The 20833-nt window shown below is 44.1% G+C and carries 24 protein-coding genes and 1 pseudogene; 7 read left to right on the top strand and 18 right to left on the bottom strand.

Going from position 1 to position 20833, the window contains the following annotated elements:
- Positions 1-24 precede the first annotated feature (24 nt).
- The 6 genes from ACJJIM_RS18425 (at position 25) to gcvH (ending at position 6494) form a co-directional block, all read left to right on the top strand.
- Complete coding sequence (locus ACJJIM_RS18425; RefSeq protein WP_413663602.1) at positions 25-1263, top strand: FAD-dependent monooxygenase; 1239 nt, start codon at positions 25-27, stop codon at positions 1261-1263.
- 50 nt (positions 1264-1313) lie between these two features.
- Positions 1314-2552: a UbiH/UbiF/VisC/COQ6 family ubiquinone biosynthesis hydroxylase gene (locus tag ACJJIM_RS18420; RefSeq protein ID WP_413663601.1), complete on the top strand. Its 1239-nt coding sequence runs from the start codon at positions 1314-1316 to the stop codon at positions 2550-2552.
- Positions 2553-2602: 50 nt separating this feature from the next.
- Positions 2603-3571, top strand: coding sequence for a rhomboid family intramembrane serine protease (locus ACJJIM_RS18415; protein WP_413663600.1), 969 nt, complete (start codon positions 2603-2605; stop codon positions 3569-3571).
- Entirely contained in the window at positions 3568-4683 is a 1116-nt protein-coding gene (locus ACJJIM_RS18410; protein ID WP_413663599.1) for a CNNM domain-containing protein, read from the top strand. Before ACJJIM_RS18415 ends, ACJJIM_RS18410 begins: the two co-directional genes overlap by 4 nt.
- A 269-nt stretch (positions 4684-4952) precedes the next feature.
- Positions 4953-6041, top strand: coding sequence for a glycine cleavage system aminomethyltransferase GcvT (gene gcvT / locus ACJJIM_RS18405; protein ID WP_413663598.1), 1089 nt, complete (start codon positions 4953-4955; stop codon positions 6039-6041).
- 66 nt (positions 6042-6107) lie between these two features.
- Positions 6108-6494 carry a glycine cleavage system protein GcvH gene (gcvH, locus tag ACJJIM_RS18400; RefSeq protein WP_444895858.1) on the top strand — a complete coding sequence of 129 codons (387 nt, stop codon included), beginning with the start codon at positions 6108-6110 and terminating at the stop codon, positions 6492-6494.
- A 126-nt stretch (positions 6495-6620) separates the two neighbouring features.
- On the opposite strand, the gene ACJJIM_RS18395 is transcribed toward gcvH, so the two are convergent.
- The 4 genes from ACJJIM_RS18395 to ACJJIM_RS18380 all read right to left on the bottom strand — a co-directional run bounded on the left by ACJJIM_RS18395 (position 6621) and on the right by ACJJIM_RS18380 (position 9537).
- On the bottom strand, positions 6621-7385 hold the full coding sequence (locus ACJJIM_RS18395; RefSeq protein ID WP_413663596.1) for a tRNA(His) guanylyltransferase Thg1 family protein: 765 nt from the start codon (positions 7383-7385) through the stop codon (positions 6621-6623).
- On the bottom strand, positions 7372-7821 hold the full coding sequence (locus ACJJIM_RS18390) for an AAA family ATPase (protein ID WP_444911685.1): 450 nt from the start codon (positions 7819-7821) through the stop codon (positions 7372-7374). The genes ACJJIM_RS18395 and ACJJIM_RS18390 overlap by 14 nt, the downstream gene beginning before the upstream one ends.
- A gap of 442 nt (positions 7822-8263) precedes the next feature.
- Entirely contained in the window at positions 8264-8830 is a 567-nt protein-coding gene (locus ACJJIM_RS18385; RefSeq protein WP_444911684.1) for an alpha/beta fold hydrolase, read from the bottom strand.
- A 434-nt stretch (positions 8831-9264) separates the two neighbouring features.
- Positions 9265-9537 (bottom strand): hypothetical protein, encoded by a 273-nt coding sequence (locus ACJJIM_RS18380; protein WP_444911683.1) that lies wholly within the window; start codon positions 9535-9537, stop codon positions 9265-9267.
- Between the two features lie 1527 nt (positions 9538-11064).
- Here ACJJIM_RS18380 and csrA point away from each other — a divergent pair.
- On the top strand, positions 11065-11253 hold the full coding sequence (csrA, locus tag ACJJIM_RS18375) for a carbon storage regulator CsrA (RefSeq protein ID WP_444895861.1): 189 nt from the start codon (positions 11065-11067) through the stop codon (positions 11251-11253).
- 93 nt (positions 11254-11346) lie between these two features.
- On the opposite strand, the gene ACJJIM_RS18370 is transcribed toward csrA, so the two are convergent.
- The 14 genes and pseudogenes from ACJJIM_RS18370 to ACJJIM_RS18305 form a co-directional block, all read right to left on the bottom strand.
- Positions 11347-11691 (bottom strand): hypothetical protein, encoded by a 345-nt coding sequence (locus ACJJIM_RS18370; RefSeq protein WP_444911682.1) that lies wholly within the window; start codon positions 11689-11691, stop codon positions 11347-11349.
- Between the two features lie 312 nt (positions 11692-12003).
- Entirely contained in the window at positions 12004-12477 is a 474-nt protein-coding gene (locus ACJJIM_RS18365; RefSeq protein WP_444913406.1) for an MBL fold metallo-hydrolase, read from the bottom strand.
- 1422 nt (positions 12478-13899) lie between these two features.
- Positions 13900-14427, bottom strand: a complete 528-nt coding sequence (locus ACJJIM_RS18360) for a hypothetical protein (RefSeq protein ID WP_444911681.1) — start codon at positions 14425-14427, stop codon at positions 13900-13902.
- 122 nt (positions 14428-14549) lie between these two features.
- The gene (locus tag ACJJIM_RS18355; protein WP_444911680.1) at positions 14550-14939 is read right to left on the bottom strand and encodes a hypothetical protein; all 390 of its coding nucleotides are present in this window, start codon (positions 14937-14939) and stop codon (positions 14550-14552) included.
- Positions 14940-15035: 96 nt separating this feature from the next.
- A complete protein-coding gene (locus tag ACJJIM_RS18350) occupies positions 15036-15386 on the bottom strand; it encodes a hypothetical protein (RefSeq protein WP_444911679.1) in 351 nt (116 codons plus the stop codon).
- A gap of 36 nt (positions 15387-15422) precedes the next feature.
- The gene (locus ACJJIM_RS18345) at positions 15423-15836 is read right to left on the bottom strand and encodes a hypothetical protein (RefSeq protein WP_444911678.1); all 414 of its coding nucleotides are present in this window, start codon (positions 15834-15836) and stop codon (positions 15423-15425) included.
- Positions 15837-15889: 53 nt separating this feature from the next.
- The gene (locus ACJJIM_RS18340) at positions 15890-16033 is read right to left on the bottom strand and encodes an IS3 family transposase (protein WP_444913405.1); all 144 of its coding nucleotides are present in this window, start codon (positions 16031-16033) and stop codon (positions 15890-15892) included.
- Positions 16034-16187: 154 nt separating this feature from the next.
- A pseudogene (locus tag ACJJIM_RS18335) lies at positions 16188-16310 on the bottom strand (hypothetical protein); the annotation flags it as partial.
- A 499-nt stretch (positions 16311-16809) separates the two neighbouring features.
- Positions 16810-17238 carry a hypothetical protein gene (locus ACJJIM_RS18330; RefSeq protein WP_444911677.1) on the bottom strand — a complete coding sequence of 143 codons (429 nt, stop codon included), beginning with the start codon at positions 17236-17238 and terminating at the stop codon, positions 16810-16812.
- A gap of 100 nt (positions 17239-17338) precedes the next feature.
- Positions 17339-18492 (bottom strand): IS3 family transposase gene (locus ACJJIM_RS18325; RefSeq protein WP_444911676.1). Its coding sequence is split into 2 segments (ribosomal slippage): positions 17339-18210 and positions 18210-18492, totalling 1155 coding nucleotides; the frame shifts between segments, so codons are not numbered across the junction.
- A 118-nt stretch (positions 18493-18610) separates the two neighbouring features.
- On the bottom strand, positions 18611-18862 hold the full coding sequence (locus ACJJIM_RS18320) for a DUF4253 domain-containing protein (RefSeq protein ID WP_444913404.1): 252 nt from the start codon (positions 18860-18862) through the stop codon (positions 18611-18613).
- Positions 18751-19002 carry a hypothetical protein gene (locus ACJJIM_RS18315; RefSeq protein WP_444911675.1) on the bottom strand — a complete coding sequence of 84 codons (252 nt, stop codon included), beginning with the start codon at positions 19000-19002 and terminating at the stop codon, positions 18751-18753. Before ACJJIM_RS18315 ends, ACJJIM_RS18320 begins: the two co-directional genes overlap by 112 nt.
- A gap of 895 nt (positions 19003-19897) precedes the next feature.
- Positions 19898-20263, bottom strand: coding sequence for a hypothetical protein (locus ACJJIM_RS18310; RefSeq protein ID WP_444911674.1), 366 nt, complete (start codon positions 20261-20263; stop codon positions 19898-19900).
- A 76-nt stretch (positions 20264-20339) separates the two neighbouring features.
- The gene (locus ACJJIM_RS18305; protein WP_444911673.1) at positions 20340-20687 is read right to left on the bottom strand and encodes an SMI1/KNR4 family protein; all 348 of its coding nucleotides are present in this window, start codon (positions 20685-20687) and stop codon (positions 20340-20342) included.
- Between the last annotated feature and the right edge of the window lie 146 nt (positions 20688-20833).

Here is a 20833-nt window from a genome sequence, read left to right as displayed (position 1 = left end):
CGAATAATCAAAGGGGGAATTGGGATGGGTGAGTCGGCGCGTAAAGTAGATGTGGCCATTGTCGGTGGCGGCATGGCGGGAGCCAGCCTGGCATTAATGTTGTCACATTTTTGTCCTCAACTCAGTGTGGCGCTCCTGGAGCAGAGAGCACTGCCGGATGCCGCTGCCAGTATTCAGTTGCCGAGTTTCGACACGCGAGCCACAGCCATTGCCGCAGGCAGCTTGCAGTTGTTTGCGGAGCTTGGACTCTGGCCTGCTCTGCAAGCCTATAGCGCCCCGATTGATCGTATTCATGTGAGTGACCGGGGGCATGCATTTGGCGCCGCCCTCTCGACCCGTGAGGGACAGGGAGTCAACTTTGAGGGCATTCTGGGTGCAGTGATAGAAAATGCAGCGCTGGGCCCGATTCTCCACAGTGCACTGACTAGCACTTCCACCCAATTATTAGCGCCGGCGCAGGTTACTGACATTAACATGACCTCTGCGGGCGCAAACCTGTTGTGGCGATCCGGTGAGAATTCCCCCGATGAGGCACTGTTCTGCGGATTGGTGGTCGTTGCCGATGGGGTGAACTCTCCCCTTTGCCGCCAGCTGGGAATAGAAATCAGCTCGGTTAAGTACCCTCAGAGAGCGCTGGTCGCTACTGTCGCTCTGCAACAGCCTCACCAAGGTGTGGCTTACGAGCGCTTCACCCGAATGGGGCCCATGGCACTTTTACCGCTGCCAGATAGAGAAGGGCAGCACCGCGCGGCACTAGTGTGGGCTTGCGAGGAAGCAGAAGCTGAGCGTGTCGGTGTAATGCCTGAGGCTGAACGCCTGAAAAAACTGCAGCAGGTATTTGGTTGGCGTGCCGGACGTTTTATTAAGGTTGGAGCCGTTCAGGGGTATCCACTGAGTTTATCGATCGCCCAGGAACAGTGGCGCCGGAATGTGGTGTTGATGGGCAATTGTGCCCACTTTTTGCACCCAGTAGCAGGGCAGGGTTTTAACCTGACTCTGCGGGACTGTTATGGATTGGCACAAGCGCTGTCGACAGTGACGTCGGATACATTGCCAGGGCGGCTCGATTTCCTGCAGCAATACGGAGAGATGCGCCAGCTGGACCAGCAATTGACGATTGGATTCAGTGACCGTATTCCCACACTGTTTTCCTCTTCCGGCTGGCTGCAACAGGGAATTCGTCAGTTGGGAATGCTCGGCCTTACAATGGTCCCGCCGCTGCGCCGGGAATTTGTCAGTCAAGCGGCGGGATTTGGGCTTTAAAAGGTGCAGGGTCGGGGACGGCTACTGCCACTTCAGCGGAATTGGCTTTTATGAACAGACATCGTTTGGATTTTGCCATTGTGGGTGCGGGCATGGTGGGCATGGCCCAGGCAGCGCTGCTGGCAGTTCGGCACCCGGGCATGCGTCTGGCCTTGCTGGAGGCGTCCCCGGAAACAACGCCGCAATTGTCACCGCAGTATGAACCTCGCGTGGTGGCCCTGACACAGGCCTCCCGCGAGCTGCTCGAAGAGGTGGGAGCCTGGGATGATATTGCCAGCCGCCGCGCCTGCCCCTATGTGGAAATGCGGGTTTGGGATGCAGATGGAACCGGCTCAGTAAGCTTTAACAGCCGCGATGTGCAGCTGCCGAATCTCGGTCATATCGTCGAGAATAATGTCATTGTCGCCGCGTTAAGAGCACGGCTGGAAACCCTACCCAACGTGGAGTTGGTCAATGGTTTTCGCCTGGAGAGCTGGTGGCGCGACTGCGGACTCTGGCATTTACAGCCCCGCGGTGAAGATCGCTTAAATGAAGAGGATGGCCTCCGTGAGCAACCTGAGATAGTGCGCACCCGCCTGTTAATCGGTGCCGATGGCGCCCGCTCTAAAGTGCGGGACTTACTGCATATCCGCTCCCAGGATACCGATTACCATCAAACTGCGTTGGTGTGTGTCGCGCGCAGTGAGAAATCTCACCGTCACACCGCTTGGCAGCGCTTTTTACAAACGGGTCCACTGGCATTTTTACCTCTCGCGGGGTTGGGGGATGACAATCACTGCGCCGTGGTTTGGTCTGCGGATGAAGCGTTGGCGCAGGAGCTATTGATGCTGGATGACCAGGCCTTTGCCCTGAACCTGGAAAAAGCCTTTGAGAGCCGTTTGGGCAAAGTGGAATCCGTCAGTGAGCGCTTTTCCTTCCCCCTGCGCGCGCGCCATGCAGAACGTTATCGTGGCCCTGGTGCTGTATTGGTGGGAGACGCCGCCCACAGTATCCACCCCCTCGCGGGCCAGGGTGTAAATCTTGGGCTGCAGGATGTACGGGTGCTGGCAGATGAAATTGACCGCGCTATGGCACGCGGCCTGGAGCCCTCTCACTCTTCAGTTTTGGCCCGCTACGAACGCCGCCGTCGCGGCGACAACGCCGCCACTATGAAAGCGATGAGTGCCTTTAAGTCTTTGTTCGGTGCTGGCGATGTGCACTGGCGCTGGCTGCGTAACACTGGGTTGAGCATGGTAGATGCAAGCCCCATGTTAAAGAAGCGGATTATTATGCGGGCTATGGCGGTTTAGTTGTAGCTCGGATTTTGACTCAGATTCTATTAGAAAAAAGGTTGTGATAAGTGAGCCAATGGATAACCGTTTATTCTTTCCCGATGGAGAAAGAATTGACGGAATTAGCCCGTTTTATACAAAGTCACGGTTTGCCAGTACGAATTATTGAAAAAGGCAAACAACAATGCGTAATAGCCGAAGATACTAAATTGGCGGAACTCTTAAGGCCACTGATTAGTCACTGGGATACTGAAAAAATAGATCTTGATTTTTATTTTTCTCAGTTGATCCGGGGTTTGGAAATTAATGAAGTGGATTCAGAGTTAAATGAATCTAAAGGCAAGGAGAGTAGCGAGCCAGATTCTGAGAGGGGTGAGAGGACTTACTATATACCAAGCTTCCCTCTGGATAGCACCCCTTTAACTTTTCTGTTAATTACTCTTTGTTTTCTGGGGTGGTTTTTATTCACTAGTAGCTTGGCGGGCTTGCTTTTAATTACTCCTGACCCGGCTGGCACTAGCGTCGGTCAGTCAACATTGGCTAAGCACTTGCAGGAAGGTGAGTATTGGAGGTTGTGGAGCCCTGCAATTGTACATTTTTCATTCTTGCAGGCCCTTATGAATGCTTTAGCCCTATGGATTTTAGCCCGGCCAATTGAAGTTCGAGGAGGGGCCTCAGTTTTAATTGCGTTGGTGGTGCTTGGAGGGCTTGTGGCAAACCTCACACAGTTCTTGTGGGCTCCACAGTCCTATTTTGCCGGCATGTCGGGAGTAATTTACACACTTGTTGGTTTTGCTTTGGTAGTTCAGCGTTGGCAACCTGCTTGGCAGGATATTCCTAGGAGTATTTTACTCGTAATGACGGCTTGGCTTGTTCTAAGTGCGTTGGGGATATTTGGTTTCATCTTGGGGGTTAATTTTGCCAACCCAGCAAATATTGGAGGGCTACTCAGTGGATTGCTGAGTGGACTGATTTATTGCGCAATAGGTGGAGCGCGAAACTTTTATTCTGGTGATATTTACGCTCGAGAATTATGATTTTACTGATAACCTACATTTTTATTGCCCTTGGCTTTTCTTTTCTGTGCTCGATAGCCGAGTCGGTTATTCTCAGCGTAACAACGCCATACGTGCGCCTAATGGAACGGGAAGGGCATAAAGCGGGGTCTTTGCTGCGCAAATTAAAATCCGATATTAATGCCCCCCTGGCCGCTATCCTCACCCTGAATACCGTCGCGCACACAGCGGGTGCTGCAGGTGCCGGTGCCCAGGCAGCAGCGGTTTTTGGCAATGAATACCTGGGTATCGCATCAGCGATCCTGACTCTGTTGATTCTGGTCTTTTCTGAAATTATCCCCAAGACACTGGGAGCCGTGTACTGGCGCCAACTGGCCCCCACTACCGCTTATGTATTGCGCGGTCTGGTTTGGTTGCTCCACCCGTTTGTAAAAATGTCCGAGTGGTTGACCAAAGGCCTGTCCCACGGCCCAACCCTTACGGGCTTTAGCCGCGATGAGTTCGCCATTATGGCGGAAATTGGCGAGGCCGAAGGGCAGTTAGAGCAGCGGGAGTCCAGTATCCTGCGCAACCTATTCTTCACCCTGCGGGACCACTCCGTGCGCGAGGTGATGACTCCCCGCACGGTGGTCTTCTCCCTGCCGCAGGACATCACTGTGGAAGAGGCCTACGAGGATGCAGAGAAAGGGCGTTTCTCCCGTATCCCGGTCTATGAAAATCGCGACCCGGATTGTGTGGTGGGTTTTGTATTGCGGCAGGAGCTATTGCTGGCCTACGCCAAAGGCGAGCACCAGAAAACTCTGGCGGATTATCGCCGTGAAATGTTGATCCTGCCGGAAACAGCCACTATCTACCAAGCGTTCCAGAAAATGCTGTCCCGCCGCGTGCAGATTAGTGCTGTTATGGACGAATATGGCAGTCTCGAAGGTTTGGTGACCCTGGAGGATCTGCTGGAGACCCTGCTCGGCGAAGAAATTGTCGACGAGGCAGATAAAACACCCGACCGCCAGGAGCTGGCTAAGCGTTTGTGGCGCTGGAGATCGAAGAAGTACGGCCTCAAAGTCGACGAATCTGCAAACACAGAAGAGAACGCGGAAGAGGCTGGTCAAGGGCGCGACCGGGGCAGCGACTGATTAAGAATTTATCTGATCAAAAAATGATCATCTCTGCACTAGCCCAATACAGCGGGTATTGGGTATTGCCCGATTCCCAAACGCGGGCGAATGCAGGATAGAGCGCCAGCGGAATCTTTGACGGCCTCTGTGAACCTGGACAGGTTTTACTACCAATGCCTGCTAGGCTTGCAGAGCATATATATTGCCGCGCCTGCCCCGCTGGAAAGGCCGGTACCCAAGCCGCTAGAATACGCCGCTTCGGAACCTGACGGACTGAGATTTTAAAAATGGGAAATAGAACTCCTCTGTATGACACGCATGTCGCTATGGGCGGCAAAATGGTGGATTTCGGTGGATGGGACATGCCGCTGCACTATGGTTCGCAGCTGGATGAGCACAACAAGGTGCGCACCGATGCGGGGATGTTCGATGTCTCCCATATGACCGTGGTCGACGTAGATGGCGCCCAAGCTCGCGACTACCTGCGCTACCTGCTGGCCAATGATGTGGCCAAGCTGGATGGCAACCCGGGTAAAGCCCTTTACACCGGCATGCTCAATGACAAAGGCGGCGTGATTGACGACCTGATCGTCTACCTGCGCGATCCCGGCTACCGAGTGGTTGTTAACTGTGCAACTCGTGAGAAAGATCTGGCGTGGATGCGCAAGCAGGCAGAGTCCTTCGATGTGACCCTGACAGAGTGCCCGGATGTAGCGATGGTCGCTATCCAGGGCCCCAATGCCATCGAGAAAACCAAAGAGGTTTTGGGCATTGATTGGACTTCCGCGATTGATGCACTAAAAGTTTTCCAAAGCGTTGCCCGGGGTGGCTGGTTCGTAGCGCGCACCGGTTACACCGGTGAAGATGGCCTGGAAATTATGTTACCGGGTGAAGACGCCAGTGGTTTCTGGCGCGCCCTGGCCGAAGCGGGCGTTTCCCCTTGTGGACTGGGTGCACGCGACACCCTGCGCCTGGAAGCGGGTATGAACCTGTACGGGCATGAGATGGACGATGAGACCTCTCCACTGGTTGCCAACATGGCCTGGACGGTTGCCTGGGCACCGGAGAGCCGCAACTTTATCGGCCGTGGTGTTCTGGAGCAGGAAAAAGCCGATGGCGTTAAGCACAAGCTTGTAGGCCTGGTGCTGGAAGAGCGCGGTGTATTGCGCGCTGGTCAACCAGTAGTGGTAGACGATAGTGATGACCGGGGTATCATTACCAGCGGCACTTTCTCCCCCACACTGGGTTACTCTATCGCCTTGGCGCGAGTTCCGGTGAGTGTTGGTGATACCGCACAGGTGGAAATCCGCAAGAAACTGCAGCCAGTCAAGGTGGTTAAGCCCTGCTTCGTACGCAACGGCAAGTCAGTTATTTAAGCGTCGCCCAGAGGTGTACGCGTCACTAAGACAATAAACTTAGATGCTTAATCAAGGGATAACAGCATGAGCGAAATCCGCAATGAATTGAAATACCTCTCCAGCCACGAGTGGGCACGCCTGGAAGAGGACGGCACTGTAACCATCGGCATCAGCGATCACGCACAAGATGCCCTGGGTGATGTGGTTTACGTTGAGACTCCAGAAGTGGGCACCAACCTGGCTGCTGGTGACGAGGCAGGTGTAGTTGAATCCGTTAAAGCTGCCAGCGATATCTACTCCCCGGTTTCCGGTGAAGTAGTTGCTGTCAATGAAGCTCTGGAAGATGCTCCGGAAACTGTAAATTCCTCTCCTTACGACGATGGCTGGTTCTTCCGCATCAAGCCCTCCGACGTGAGCGAGCTGGACAATATGCTGGATGCAGACACGTATCGCTCAGAGTCTGAAGACTAATAGAGCGAGTGTGCTAAAAAGCATATTAAAAAAAGGCTGTGGGTAATCCCCACAGCCTTTTTTGTTTTATAAGCGTCTAAATCAATTTCTGCTTATTGATCAAATGATACCGCGTTGCGAATTTCCTCATGTGATTTCAGGAACGATATCATCAATAAAATCACTGTATTGGTTCTTCATCGGAAGATTGAGGTCAACTTTCAGTCGGTTGCGACTTGCTTTAACTGCCTCACCGGTAATGGGATTATATGCGTCTTTTTCGTAAGGCTCCCAATAAATTCCCACACCTCTTTTTTGCCAGTTCGGAAGGTCATTGAAGTTGATTCCCTTTTGGAAAAGGAATTCATTTTTATGAACTACTGACATTTTTGTAAATGTAGCGGCAGACTCTTCGGGAGATAAGCCTTCCTTGCGTAGACTCCAGTAGCAGTGGGCATTCAGAGCGTTCCTGTGAGCATCCTCATTCCTCCAACGGAAATAATCGATGACAAGCTGCCTATGGGGCAGCTGGCAAATACGGCAATCAAAAGCCCCAATGTCGCCTAGAAGCAAACTAAATTTTGCACTCGCCTCTCCTGCAAGAATTGAATTTAGTTTTCGCTCCTTCCTCTCGAAAGTATTCTCATTCAAATCAAGAAGTAGTGATATTTCATCGCTTTGTGTATATCCATAAAGAACCTTAAATCCACATTGCATCAAGTGTTTAACGGTTTCGACCATCATATCTCGAAATTTGGGGTCATAAGGTGCTTCAAAACTGTGCTTATCTTTAGTTAGTGTTGTAAAACAACGACCATCAATCCGAGCAACGATATATATACCGGGTAAAACAATGTGATCATGCGCAGTTTCATATACGCGCATTTTCTTATCTAACTCATTGAACTTCATCTTTCCACTCTTCTATTGTGAAACCCCCGTTTTTCATTGTTACATAATATAACTTGTCAAAACCTTCTGAATATTCCGGTAGTTCCAGCTTGTTGTATGTCCCTTTTAGCCCAACGTCTGGTATTCGCTCTTTACCCTCTCTGGAGGCATTTCTTTGAATACAATCAGCCAAATTTGATGAAAAATAATACCCAATGACTTCAAAGCGGTGCTCTTTAAAGCCATTAATATACTTTTCCCGCTCTGCTTTCGTTGGATTTGTGTTGTCAATCACAACTGGCTGCTTAGATTTCAAGCAGGCATTGAATAGAATCTTCTCTCTATGTCGTGTTCTAAGCATATCCAAATTCAGGCGGAGATGGCTTTTATAGAAATTTTTAAGATAAAAAGAGGATTTCCCGCTGGCCTGTAAGCCAATGAATATAACACCATTCAAGGTTCGTCACTCCGTTTAATAGTGGATTAAATGCTAAGCCGGTTATGCCGAAATCGTCATCTTGATAGCTTGCCGAACCAGTGAATTAACTCCCGACTTTCATTGTCACCAATTATTGACATACTTGGGTGGTTTCGGTCGTCAACTTTTACAATTGAAACACTATTCGATGCTAGATTGCTATAGCTTCTGTGTGGAGCAATAGGATCTGAAGATGATGCAAAAATAATTATAGGTAAATTAGAAGATCCAATAATTGGCTTAATGTCCGTCTGTTCAAGGGTGATATCGGATCTAACTAAACTATCTAACGCTCCTTGCTTGATGCTTTCCTCTGAGAAAAGCATTATCATACTCGGAAAGTTAGCTTTAGTATAATTTAAAACTGCCTTATCAAATCGAAGCATTGGAGCTTATAGAAATATTCCATCAATGTCATTTCTTAAAGTAAAATGTGCATTGCAGTTGTACCGCCCATAGAGTTGTCAACAATATACAGGGTATTATTTTCATATTTGTTGATAATTTCGTTAACTATTTTACTGTCACCAACACCATATTCTTTATCCTCATCAGATTCACCATGCCCTAATAAATCAGGGACTATAACTCTAAAACCTAACATCCTGATGTACAGAGTCGAGTTCAGCATAAACTCTTTAGATGCCCTAAAACCATGTATAAGAACAACTGTGCCTGAATGTAATTCAGGTAGTGAGCTTTTTGAAATATCTAAGCTGACAGTACTTTCCACACCGCTAAATGATTCCAGGAAAACCTCATAGCGAAGTTTATTTTTTTCAAGTGGCTCCCCTAGAAGGTTATTTGTGCATACTTTATACTCTATAGAGCAATGCCTGTTATTTTTAAATCCATAAGTTTCAATACTATCGAAAGAAACAATCTCTTTAAAATCAAAGCTATTAGACCGCTCAATATATTCTGTAACTACTGTGGAACAGCCAATAGCTATGCTGCTCACAAATGCTAATATCAATTTCTTAATCATAATCTTTAATGATATAGGGAAAGATAATGCTCTTACCTGTTACACTTGATGCCAAAGCTCAATAGATTGTGTGGTTGGGCCTTCTCCCCATCTTATTGTGATATTACCCCTGCTGAGCACAGATGGAGCATTAATAAAGATAACCACTTTATTGCCAAAGCTACATATCTCTAGGTACAGCCAGATAGATTTCGACTTCACCCGAATAAGAGTTGGACTAATTGTATTTGAAAATATAGCCGGAATCTGATCGCCCGTAAGTATTATATTTTCAGAGCTATCCATAAGCTCTAGTGATGAATGATAAAGAGATGTTAACTGTTCATTAGTCAAACGCTTTGCTGCGACCACTTTATCAGATTGTGCTGTGCACGAGTTTTCACCACAACTTATAATTAAATTGGTACATGCTATAAGAACTAGAAATTTAAGTTTTACAAATTTACGTAACAATTAAGATTGGACCCTATTGCTAATAAAAATACATCTATTGACAAGTTCTCAGTGCCGGTTGAACTAGTGTCTAAGACACTATTTACACTTACTTCTGATTTTTCAAAATTAAATACAAGGTCATAAACATTTCCATTAAACTCTCTAAAAGCTATCGATGGGTTAAGCTTAGCTTCTTCAACAGTCGCTTCAATACGCCCTATCAAGCGCTCGGAGAGCTCTTCACGAATAAAATCTTCTAGTAACACACCCATTGTTAGGCCTTTCCGCCGATTAGGTTCCATCTCTGTATTAAACCAAGCGAATAGGTTAATCCGAGAATTAAACATATGCCTGAGCTGGTTAGCCAGAAAGTTAGCGAATTATCTGGGAAGGCTGGCATTATGAAATAAAAACCCAGCGCACGAGCCAAAAATATCGTTGAGATTAGTATCAGGCCAAGCCGAATCAGCGGTAACCTAATAATTAAACCCGCCCCAGAAAAAGCGTAGCTAGCCCAAAGCAGTAGGACGGCTGAAATTACGCTAGTTACAATAGTTGGGTAAGGGTGGCCACTTTCAGCTAGTTGAGCCATATGCTCACCGGCACCGAGAAACCGATACCAATCACCACCAAATACTATACACCCGATATGAACTAAAGCAGCCAACACTGTGAGTATCCCTGCTACCTGCAAATAGTTAATTCTCTGACTGACCATTTACTCTCCTTGACTGGTTTATTCGTATATTCGAAAGTGGACGAAATCATATCACTTATCAGCATGCCCAGAGAATGGAAAACGACTAAAATCAGGGAAAGATACCCACTAGTATACTAACCAGTATCGATTGAAGAATATTCCAGTGACCATATCAGGTGTATAGTATATTCGCTTTGAGTCCTCTTTTAGAAAAGACAAAAATCTGTATATATCAATGATTTAGGATGATTTATGCAGTATTTTTAATATCAGAATGTATGATAAGTAGCTCCCAACCAAAACAGATGGCTTAAGAAGAGTAACTAATGATTTTTCAGGGGCATTGAACTTGTAAATAGGTACGATCATGCAAGAAATCTCCCCTAAATTCTTGACGGAAAATCAGAGTGCCAGTGCCAATGAGTAAGCCACATAAAATCCATGGCAATGTTTGCAATATATTTCGCCTTTTTCTTTTGAAATGAGGAGTACGTTCAGGTAGCTATTTTTAATTATCAAGTGCCTTGAGATTCTAACGTAAGGGCCATTAAAGATTGCCAATCTAATTGACCATTTTTTACATACTCCGATATTTTCCAAGGCGATAACCTACAAAAAATAGGCACAAAAATGATCTTATTAAAATTTATTAAGTTTGTTTCAGTGTCAAATCTGCGTAAAATCGATAGATATTTATTGGTATTTTGGTCGTAAATGAGTCGCTTTTGAAGGCCTATAACCAAAGAGATTCAATAGAACAAGATTTTCTGTAAGAACCACCCTCTTAAAGGAGAACGGTAGTGTGATGTAAGAGTAAGTAAAAGGCGCTGACCCAAGGTGCGGGAACACCAGGGGCCAGCTAACCAAGTTGATAACTAGACTATCAAAATGGCTATATGGATCATACGCTAGAAACCCGCTCGTCTTCAATAAAGTGGAGTACATCCAGCGGCTTGGAGAGACTTTCCAAGCTCTGGGAGCGTTGCGTCCGCCTTTTCTTCTTCTATGCCTATCGTTCTCGCGCTCCCCCTGCATTCTTCAACAGATTAGTTTCTCAGCCGTCCATCAATAAAAGTCTTGAATATCAGAGAATAGAATTATGTTGATCTTAAAGCGCAGAACTGGTGAAAACCTAAGGATCGGAGCTAATGTCTCAATCACAGTATTGGAAGTTAAGGGAAATCAGGTAAAGATAGGAATACAAGCTCCCAGATCACTTCCAGTTCACCGTGAAGAAATTTACATACGTGTCCAGAAGGGAAGGGTGCAGGGGAATAGAAACTGTTGAGAGCTTGGTCCTAATTGTGGAGCATCCAAAGCATCGGCATCAAAACCTTAGCAGAACCGCGGTCTTGGTGCCAGGTGCCGTTGCTAGTTACGTCTATTCACCTGATGGTACCACTTGATAAATACCGGCCTCATCTAGTAAAACGCCATTGGACATCATATAAGCAAAAACTAACACAGATAAGATAACTAAAGCTAAATGAATCTTCATTGCTGAATTGGCGTACTTAGAAAAATAACCTAGGCCATTCTTTTGGCCTGAAGTGGCTGCAATGGCGAATGGTAAAAATACAACTATTGCTAGTCCAGCTAAGAAGAAGTATGAAAGATATTCCTCATAATAATAAGGAAACCATGACTCATAGAAAGCCGTAAAAGTAAGGTAATATGCAGCAAGTGCAAGTAGGAGTGTAATGGTAAAAATCAATAGTTTCTTCAAATCAAATACCAAGACTTTCAATAGAGCGTAGGCTCTTGTAGTTAACAAGTTTTACAGTGAAGGGTTCTTCCTCAGAAGAATAATAACAAAAGAAGGGTACTAAAGCTCACCTCATCAATGAGCTTGTTGCAAACTCTCTTCATTATCTATCACGGAGATTGTTCTCTCTATGAATCTTTTGTAAGCCTTTTCAGGTATAAATGTGGCTCTATCGCTCATGTTGAATTTCTGCAAAATACTCTTTAATTGTGTATCCACAATTATTTTCTTTAGATCCGATTCTATATGATAAAGTTCTCGAACACTATTTATTTATGCAAAAGTATTTTCTCTAAATTCAATTAGAGATGATTTATTGGCAGTAACACCATGCCCGGGTATGATCAAGCTTTGATCATTACCCATATTTAAAATAGTATCAACTGCGTTGCTGAAGTCTTTAATTCCACCCGCATAAAATATGGGGTGCCAGCTAGTATCGAAAATATCATCAACAAATATTGCGTTACTCTGCTTATGATAAAATATATTGTCAATCGATGAATGAGATTCAACTCTAATGTGAGTAAACCCTTCTAGGGGGATGTCATCCTCTATTAGGTTTCCACCTTTATTTTCAAAATACTTATTTCCTCCAGTGTGATCAGAGTGTGCATGTGTATTAAAGATAAAAATAACAGGTTTATTGTAGATTGACTGAATTACTTGGTCTAATTCACTCAGGTGATTATCTCCCGGCATTGGGTCGATTAATATCAAGCCATTTTCTACGGCTAGTAAACCGATATTAGTACCATATTTTTTTAGACTTAAGATATATAGTTGTTTAGATGTTTACGTCTCAACTATACTTGAGGAGGCAGTAGAACTGGTGAGTATAACTATGATTGAAAATAAAACTTTAAAGTATTTCAATGCCATTCTTTTTACATTTTGATCAAAATTTTCTGATGTATTAAATATCGTTATAAATAACAATCAACATGTCGAGAACATTGATTCCAAAATTTTACTTACCTTACGTAATTTAGCTATACCTCTGTATTAGGGCTAAACCTAACTATAAAGGGTGTCTACTAAACGTGGGTAAGTCTTACACCTGACGCCGTTATATGTGAGAAATTTTTGTTATTCTAACGTAAGCGTAAAGCACAAATTAGAGCGCCGGAAAGTTTGTTCAACCCAACAACGTTGGGCGTGTATGATAGCTTTGTTACAAGGCACTACAGTGATCTACGTAAATTCGAAATAAATTGAGATGTGGCTGCAGCTAGAAATGCCCAGAAGCATAAGAATAGCTTGCCGCTCCCTCCGTCTAAATAAGTTGAGAATACTACGTGCGGGGAATGATTAGTTTTTACAGCGATAAAGAGCATGATTGATCCAAAAACCAATGTACTACCAAGGTAAATCCAAAAAGCCATTACTGGCTCACTACTATCTTTGTGGTCCTGAATTAGCCACATAATAGTTCCTGCAAATATAGCCGCCCAAATCAATTGTATATTCCTTGCTAATGCATGTAATGCCCTAATAACGGACCTCAACTCAGACATGGTGTGCCGAAGTGGGTGAGCCTGCTTGTTAGCGGGCGTTGATTAATTTGTTATGCAATTTGTTCACGAGTTATAGTTTCTAGAGAATTACTGGAACAATTGTAATGTATGGCAATGGCTTCAGTCGTTCTTCCATAGCAAGTTTAACAATTTCATTGCGAGAACTAGCCGTCCATATTGTAACAATGCCGGTTTCTACTAACACCTTAATGCAATATGTTTCACCTTTTTGTACTTCGAGAGTGAATGAAAAATATGTCACTAAAAGTTGAGGTGTTTTAGGGAGTGTGCTATCAGACAAAAATACCACTTTTGTAACTATATTTCTTGTTTCTGAGGGTATTCTATAAGCAGCTTAAATGGATTTTATCCATACTACAGGTTTAAGTTCGACGCCATTTGATAGCGAGAAAACGAGTGACAACAATTGGCCTTCATGTCTCGAATGCCCACTCTGAAGACTTGCAAAGTCATCACATTCAACTTCAAACTGTGTATTAGCACAACCGTAATTCAATAAAATGCAACACAGTATAATGTTAGATTTAATAATCGTGATTTCATATTGTAGGTCACCTGATTGGATGGTATTTAGGTCATGTGCAGGCGACGAAAAGCGGCGACTGCTACATGCACCTTCTTGTTAACTGAATTACTTCCCCAAATAAGAAACAATATCTGGATGTTTTAATGCTTCTATCACTGCAATTGCGATAGTTCCATCAAGGGAGCCTTCCATGGTATTAAAAATTGGGGAACCTTGGCTGCCTTCAATCTTCACAAGGCTTCCATCTCCTGTTTCGATTTCAACAGATATACTGCATTTTCTTACGTACGATCCAAACCCAACAGTGCAGTTAATTTTATTAACCTTAGATATCAGTTTTTTGTTATTTCCATCTTCCTTATTTGGATCTCTTAAGGATATTTCTTTTTGAAGCAAGGTATTAAATCCATCAGTGATGTCTTTATTAGTATATTCCCACTTGTGGCCTGAAGCCTTTACATATTTTTCTTTAGTGTCATTTTGACTATTCACAAGATTGACGTTTCCTTTCACATCCAATTCAGGAATTCTGCTCTCTTCAATATTGTATACACTCGGAGTATATGTATGGCTACACCCTGCAAGAAAACTCAAAGCCGCTGCTACTAAAAAATAAGTTCTATAATTTTTCATATCTACCTTACTCCTAAATTTTTGGTAGTAAACGAATTATTCGATATGGTTAACGCTTGAAGCACCAATGGCAAAACCAAAACGAAGCGACAGATTTGACGTTGGATACCTTTACCTGTTAACTAATCCCCGATTCGGTCTATCACTTCAACTCGCGCACCTTTTGGACAGTAAATTGTGAGAGTTTCTGAATGGGAGTTTATTGTTCCCCAGTCTCTATCAATCCGCCACTCTGGCATATCATCTGAATCTTCACTTGAAGGGCCTACTGCAAATGACCAGTGGCCTGAGTAGAACGCATGCACAAAGATACCTTGGATTTCGCCTGGGACAGTTATTTCAAGAGTACAAACATAACCAACTTCCCATAGTTTAGGCTGAGAAGTTATGTTGAACTCATTTTGACTGCAATCTATTCCTTTGCAGCAAACCATTCGATCACTTGCCCCCCAAAATACAGCCTTTTTGCCATTAGATTTAGTATCAATAGATTCTTTCTTTTTGAAAAACATTCCAGATTCTATAATACAGTTAACGACTACAATAGGGGTGGCAGCGTAGATTGTCCCGCGAAGGGTCAAAGGCTCGTAGCAACCTGCTTGTACTTGCTATAAGGAAGCCCTGTAGCTGATAAGAACATCATCTGCATTTGGACGAACACTTAATTCGCCATTGACATCTACTACAGGTAAGTTGTACCGTCTAATACTAATTCCAGCTTGCTCCATGCGTATGTGAAGCGTATCGGCGACCTCTTTGTCATCGACGATGTAGTAGTGGTAATTTACGCCGGCAGATTTCATATCCTTAAGCATCTTTTGGGTCCAACCACATCGATCGCGCCCATATATTGCGACATAAGAGCCATCTTCAATTGGTTCAACTGATTCCTTTTTAACTTGCTCCCACCCTTTATAAAGCGCAAACCCGATTGCCAAGATAATTATTAAATTTTTCAACTTGCGATCTCCTTATAACGCAGCGCTCGGCCGCGGCTAACCTTGTGTGCTTACGATGCCCTGTAACTTACTCACAAAATCCTTTTCTTCATATCTTCGGACTTCGCCAGAAGCTCCGCATGACCCTATATGGTAATCCTCACCTTTAAAGAAAATTACATATGCTTTACCAGTGGTCATAGGAATGCCGCAATCTCCACCACCAAATCCTGTGCGTACTGTCTCGATTTTATTTGGAGTACCCTTAATTATGGTCTCAACTTTGAAAGTACCTTCTATATAGGGCCACTCTTTCTCCGACTCAGGGATTATGACCTTTGAGGACATAAGTACACCCAAGTAAATATTATTTGCATTCTCAACATGCTTTTCTATAGGTTGATGTAAACAGCTACAAGCGAACGCAGAAAATGGAAGTGCCGAAAGTATAAAAGCTAAAATTTTTATCATCGAAATGTTCCCATCGTGTACCAGGTCTTGCCCACAAAAAGTAGACACTCTAACTATGTATATTTACACTCATACTCTGCCGGACTTACATAGCCCAATGCAGAGTACCTACGAACCCTATTGTAGAAAATTTCAATGTATTCAAACACCTCAGATTTTGCTCGCTCTTCGCTTTCGAATGTTCCGGCATAGACCAGCTCGCCTTTAGCCTGCTAAAGAGTGACTTCATTGCGGCATTATCCCAACAGTTAGTCTCACGAATCATACTCGGCTTGTACTTGCTTTCGGACAGGAGATCCTGGTATTTCCGCGAACGATATTATACACCCTCTGTCAGAGTGAGCTATTATTTCAGACTCTATTTTTTCGTCGCTCTACAGCCATTTTGAATACTCGACGTGTCAATTCATTGGTCATCTGCGAGTCGAATGCCCAACCTACAATACGTCGAGAGTACAGGTCGTTTACTACCGCGAGGTAGAACCACCGCTACAAAATCCAGATATACGTAATTTCACTGGTCGAGCGGCAATTTGGTCGATCCACATCGAAGCAACGCTTAAGTAGGTTGGCGGAGATATTGATGCTCCCCTCTACAGGCTAACTATATGGAAAGCTCTTGCCATTTCTCGCTCTAATATGTTCCTGTTGCATAAGCTTAGCGACGTAGTTCCGTGAGCATGGCTCACCTAACTCTTGTGTCACAGAAGCCGTTGTTGCTCCAGGTTTTTCCGCTCTTTTAACTGCTTCTCTACGGAACTCCTCCGTATACGCCTGAGTTCTTTTCTTACCCATGTTACACCTCCGTGTTAGGTCTAAACCTAACTATACAGGGTGTCTACTAAACGTGGGTAAGTCTTCTACCTAACGCCCGGAACATCGGGACATTTTGCTGACGGCTTCTTTACCGCTCAGCGCTAAAAAGATGACAGGAGAATTTATCTGATGGAGCCGTTGGCTATTCGATTTATATTTAATCAAAGTAGCCACTTGCCCCAATTGCCACTGATTCAAAATACTTGCCGTCTTCATCGTGCTCGCTTTCTGGCAATGTTCCTCGCCATAAGCTTAGCTGCAGCTTTTTGAATACGTAGCTATAACCGAGCTCGGGATCATTATTATCGTAGCTATCAAATTTGCACACATGCTTGAGGGCTTGGATCGCTGTGACATTGTGAAGGTTTATGCCGTTATACGAGGCTTCAAACAATTCTGATTTTGCCAACTCGATGAACTCGACATGATTTGATTTATCGAAATAAACCATAAAATCTGACAGGTAAGTTATCCGTTCATTATTTTCGAATTCAAGTTTACCAACTAAATCTATTAATTCAGCTTTAGACATTCCAAGTTTAATTGGGCCAATACCCACATTAGGTTCAATTTCGAAATATTTCATAATTTTCGTGCACAATGATGCGCCCAGCTCTGGATGTGATCTTGCCCCGATAAAACGGACACACTAATTTTCATACTGCTATTCGCTCATATTCCATTGGTTATTGATAGCCTACAGCTGAATGCAGCCGCTTACGGTTGTAAAAATCATTAATATATCGAGCCAAAGCATATTTTAGATGGCTCATTGTCTGAAATCTAGTTTCTCTAATCAGTTCAGCTTTTAAGCTATGGAAGAACGACTCCATATGAGCATTGTCCGTACATTTACCCGCTCTACTCAAGCTATGCTGGATTCCATATTTTCTCAACTCTTTTTGATACTCGGACCCTCTGTACTCTACACCTCTATCCGTGTGTAATATTAATCCCGGTTGTGATCCTCTTTTCCTTACAGCATTCATCAGGGTTCTTCGGGTTAATTCTGTTGTTCTCTTTGTATCTAAACTCCAACCGATTACTCGGCGAGAGTACAAATCCATCACCACTGACAAGTACTGCCATTGATCCTTAACCTTAAGGTAGGTTACGTCAGCGACCCAAACTTGATTCTTGCTTTTAGGCACAGCTCCATCAGGTCTGAGATTCTCCCCAGAGGCTAGGAAACGCTTTATACCTGGTGCCCTACGTGTCACTCTCGTAACTCTGGCTACAACTCCTAATTCCTGCATCAGCCGGGCTACGCGCTTACGGCTAACTTCATATCCCTTGGTCAGCAGGGCTTTCCAAATTCTTGGGCTACCATATCGCCCTGCAGAGTCCTCTGAAATCTTTTGAATCTGAACCTTTAGATGATCATCTTGGTGTTTTCGATGCGATCGCGGCCTCTTCAACCAGCCATAATAGCCACTACGTGATACTCCTAGCCACTGACAAGTTCTTTTGATACCTAGTTCTGATCCGAACCTCTGGATGAATCGATATCTTGCTGATGTTCCTCCGCAAGAAACCGTTGCCACTTTTTTAGCAAATCAAGCTCCTGCTTCAATTTACGATTCTCCGCCTCTAAACGCTTTACCCTAGAAAGTTCCTTTTCTGTTTTAGAGACTACACCAGTAAGCTTTCTTAGTTTATTTGCCACAATCTTCCCTTCCTGAAACTCTTTTCGCCATCGTGACAGCATGAAAGGGTAAATGTCGAGAGTTTCGGCCACTTCTTTAACTTGAATACCCTCTATCAAGCTAAGCATTACCGCTTTCACTTTGAATTCGTTTGAATACTGCCAAGTCTTTCTAGGTTTTTTGTATTTCGGCATAAGACACCTCGTCTGTTTAACTTTGGTGTCCGTTAAAACGGGGCAAGATCAACTTTTGGTTGCAGCGCCTTGTTATGGCTTAGTCCCACCAAAAATACCATGAGTTATGATTAATGATTTAAGCACCTAAATTTGAAATGGTTTCTAAATTTTGATCAACGATATCGTAACAATATAAATACTGTTCCCACGCAAGTTGCATTGCTCCTTCTTTAGTTTTATGAGGATTAGTAATGTGAGCTTCAATAACGTCATTACTTAGCTCAACAATCTGAGTTCCATATTTCTCTTGCCAATATTTCCAAATAGCGCAGTGTAACTCTGCTTCTGGGCATTCATTCCATCCACCATACTTGAAATGAGATGGAATGTTCCAAGATTGGTCAGCTTCAATGCCTGCACCACCAAATCTTTGTGTGGTTTCCCAGACAACATATCAAAAGGTAGTGTAAACCCTTGCTTCGCTTCTAGTTCTCCAAGCCATTCACCTAATGACTCGTTCAAATCCATTTCAAAATCTTCTTCGAGTTCTTTTTTACGTTCACTAAACCAGGCTTGGATATCGATTTTTTCAGGGCCGGAAATTATTTCATCAACACTTGGATTTTAACCTTCCATCCCTTATTCAATATATTGTTTATCTTCTTCCGAGCCACACACGACAATGCGATTATTACCTTGCAGAGAATCAATTGCATCCTTAAAGGCTGTTTGTTGTTCTAATTTTATAAACTCCATTCCTTATCCTTCTATCTATATAGAGCGATCTCTCAAAAGGCTATAACTCCGCAATTGCTGGCGAGCGTTGCAACGCAGCGTGAATCCCTGCTGGCCTAGCCAGCAGCTTGGGTAGATAGCTTTGTTAGGAACAGACCTGCCTTTGGTTACCATTAAAGTAATTGAATATTTTTTGCCCAGCAAACTGTACGCCTAAAAATATAAACAATAGATCTAACAAGAACGTAAATATCAAGGTGAAATATAAAACACTACTATCTAGTCCGGTGGTTGATTCAAATGAAACATAATACCAGAGTGCCCAAAAGTCACATATTAGAGCCCAAACGGTCAAATATATTACCAGGCGTACTTTTTCATTCGTAAAAAAGTACCTGTGATAGAACTTGGACATATACAGACTGATCGGAGTAATTGATAGATAGATAATCAAAATCAACCCCGCGATACCTAAACGTGTATCAGGAAAGAAATATGCCATTACCCCACCAATGGAAAACCAAATAAATGGGAGCAATAGCGAACATAAAAATAATTTTGGGTTTCCCTTTATTTTAGACATTTGATTTCTCCTATTTGATGCTTAACGTCTTGCGAAGGGGCGAAGGGGCGAAGGGGCGAAGGGTGCAGACACTTTGTCTCGCCTGCGCAATTTGTTAAGTGATTTTTACGGTATGGCACAAACATTGGTGGCTTCCAGCTTTATTTTTGTATGGTCATCGGGCAGCGAAACTAGTTTAAATACTTTGCCTTTGAAATAGCTTACGAGGCGTTGCGACCTGGCTAAAAGTGCCTCGCCTTCTTCCCTGTTTGCCGCAATACCACTTTGAAAATAGTCGCCTCCAGCGTCACCGCTACCAAGATCAACGTACTCGCCACCTTTCAACTCAAATAAGTAGTAGGTGCTTGAGCCCGTCTTTTGGGGATACATAATACCCAGAATAGAGTCTTCGTACTTGCAATACGAAATGAACGCTTCGACGGCACTAGCTTGTGGCGGAAAAATTAGGAGCAGAACTATCAGATATCTCATATTCACTTAATGTCCGTAGCATGGGTGAGGAGCATAGCGACGAGTCCAGCTCGCAGGTCATTCATGGTTACGTTTGTTAAGTACTTTGTACATATTCACTGAATGATTTCCACTTTACAGCAGGCTCCATATCTCCTTCATTGTAATACCACACCTCTGGATTTTCGTTGCCATCGCATACGAAGTACATGAATTGATAGCCTTGATGCATTAGAAACACGAAGCTGTTTTCAGGTAGTTTAAAATTAGAATTATCTTCTTCCAATAACTCCCGAGCCCATTCTTGTAATTCAGCTAATCTAGGAAAATCTACGTCAGTTCCGACAAGGCTTTTAACCTTATGGCCTCCTTGGTTGTACCACTCATTGTACTTCCTTGGCAGAGCAATACTGTACTTCTTTTCCAGATTCTTGAGAGTATTCATACCTAATACGCTTAACGCCCGCAATAACCGGTCGGAGGCGCGCTAGCGCCGGAGGTCCGGCGGAAGCCACGAAGTGGCTGATGCGAAGTTAATTACCTTGTTATGTTTCTGGGCCTCGCCACTTAAGACGATGCCTTTGATTTTGC

It is taken from the genome of Microbulbifer maximicatervae (SeqCode), from assembly GCF_052467615.1.
This window is presented reverse-complemented; position numbering and strand designations above follow the sequence as displayed.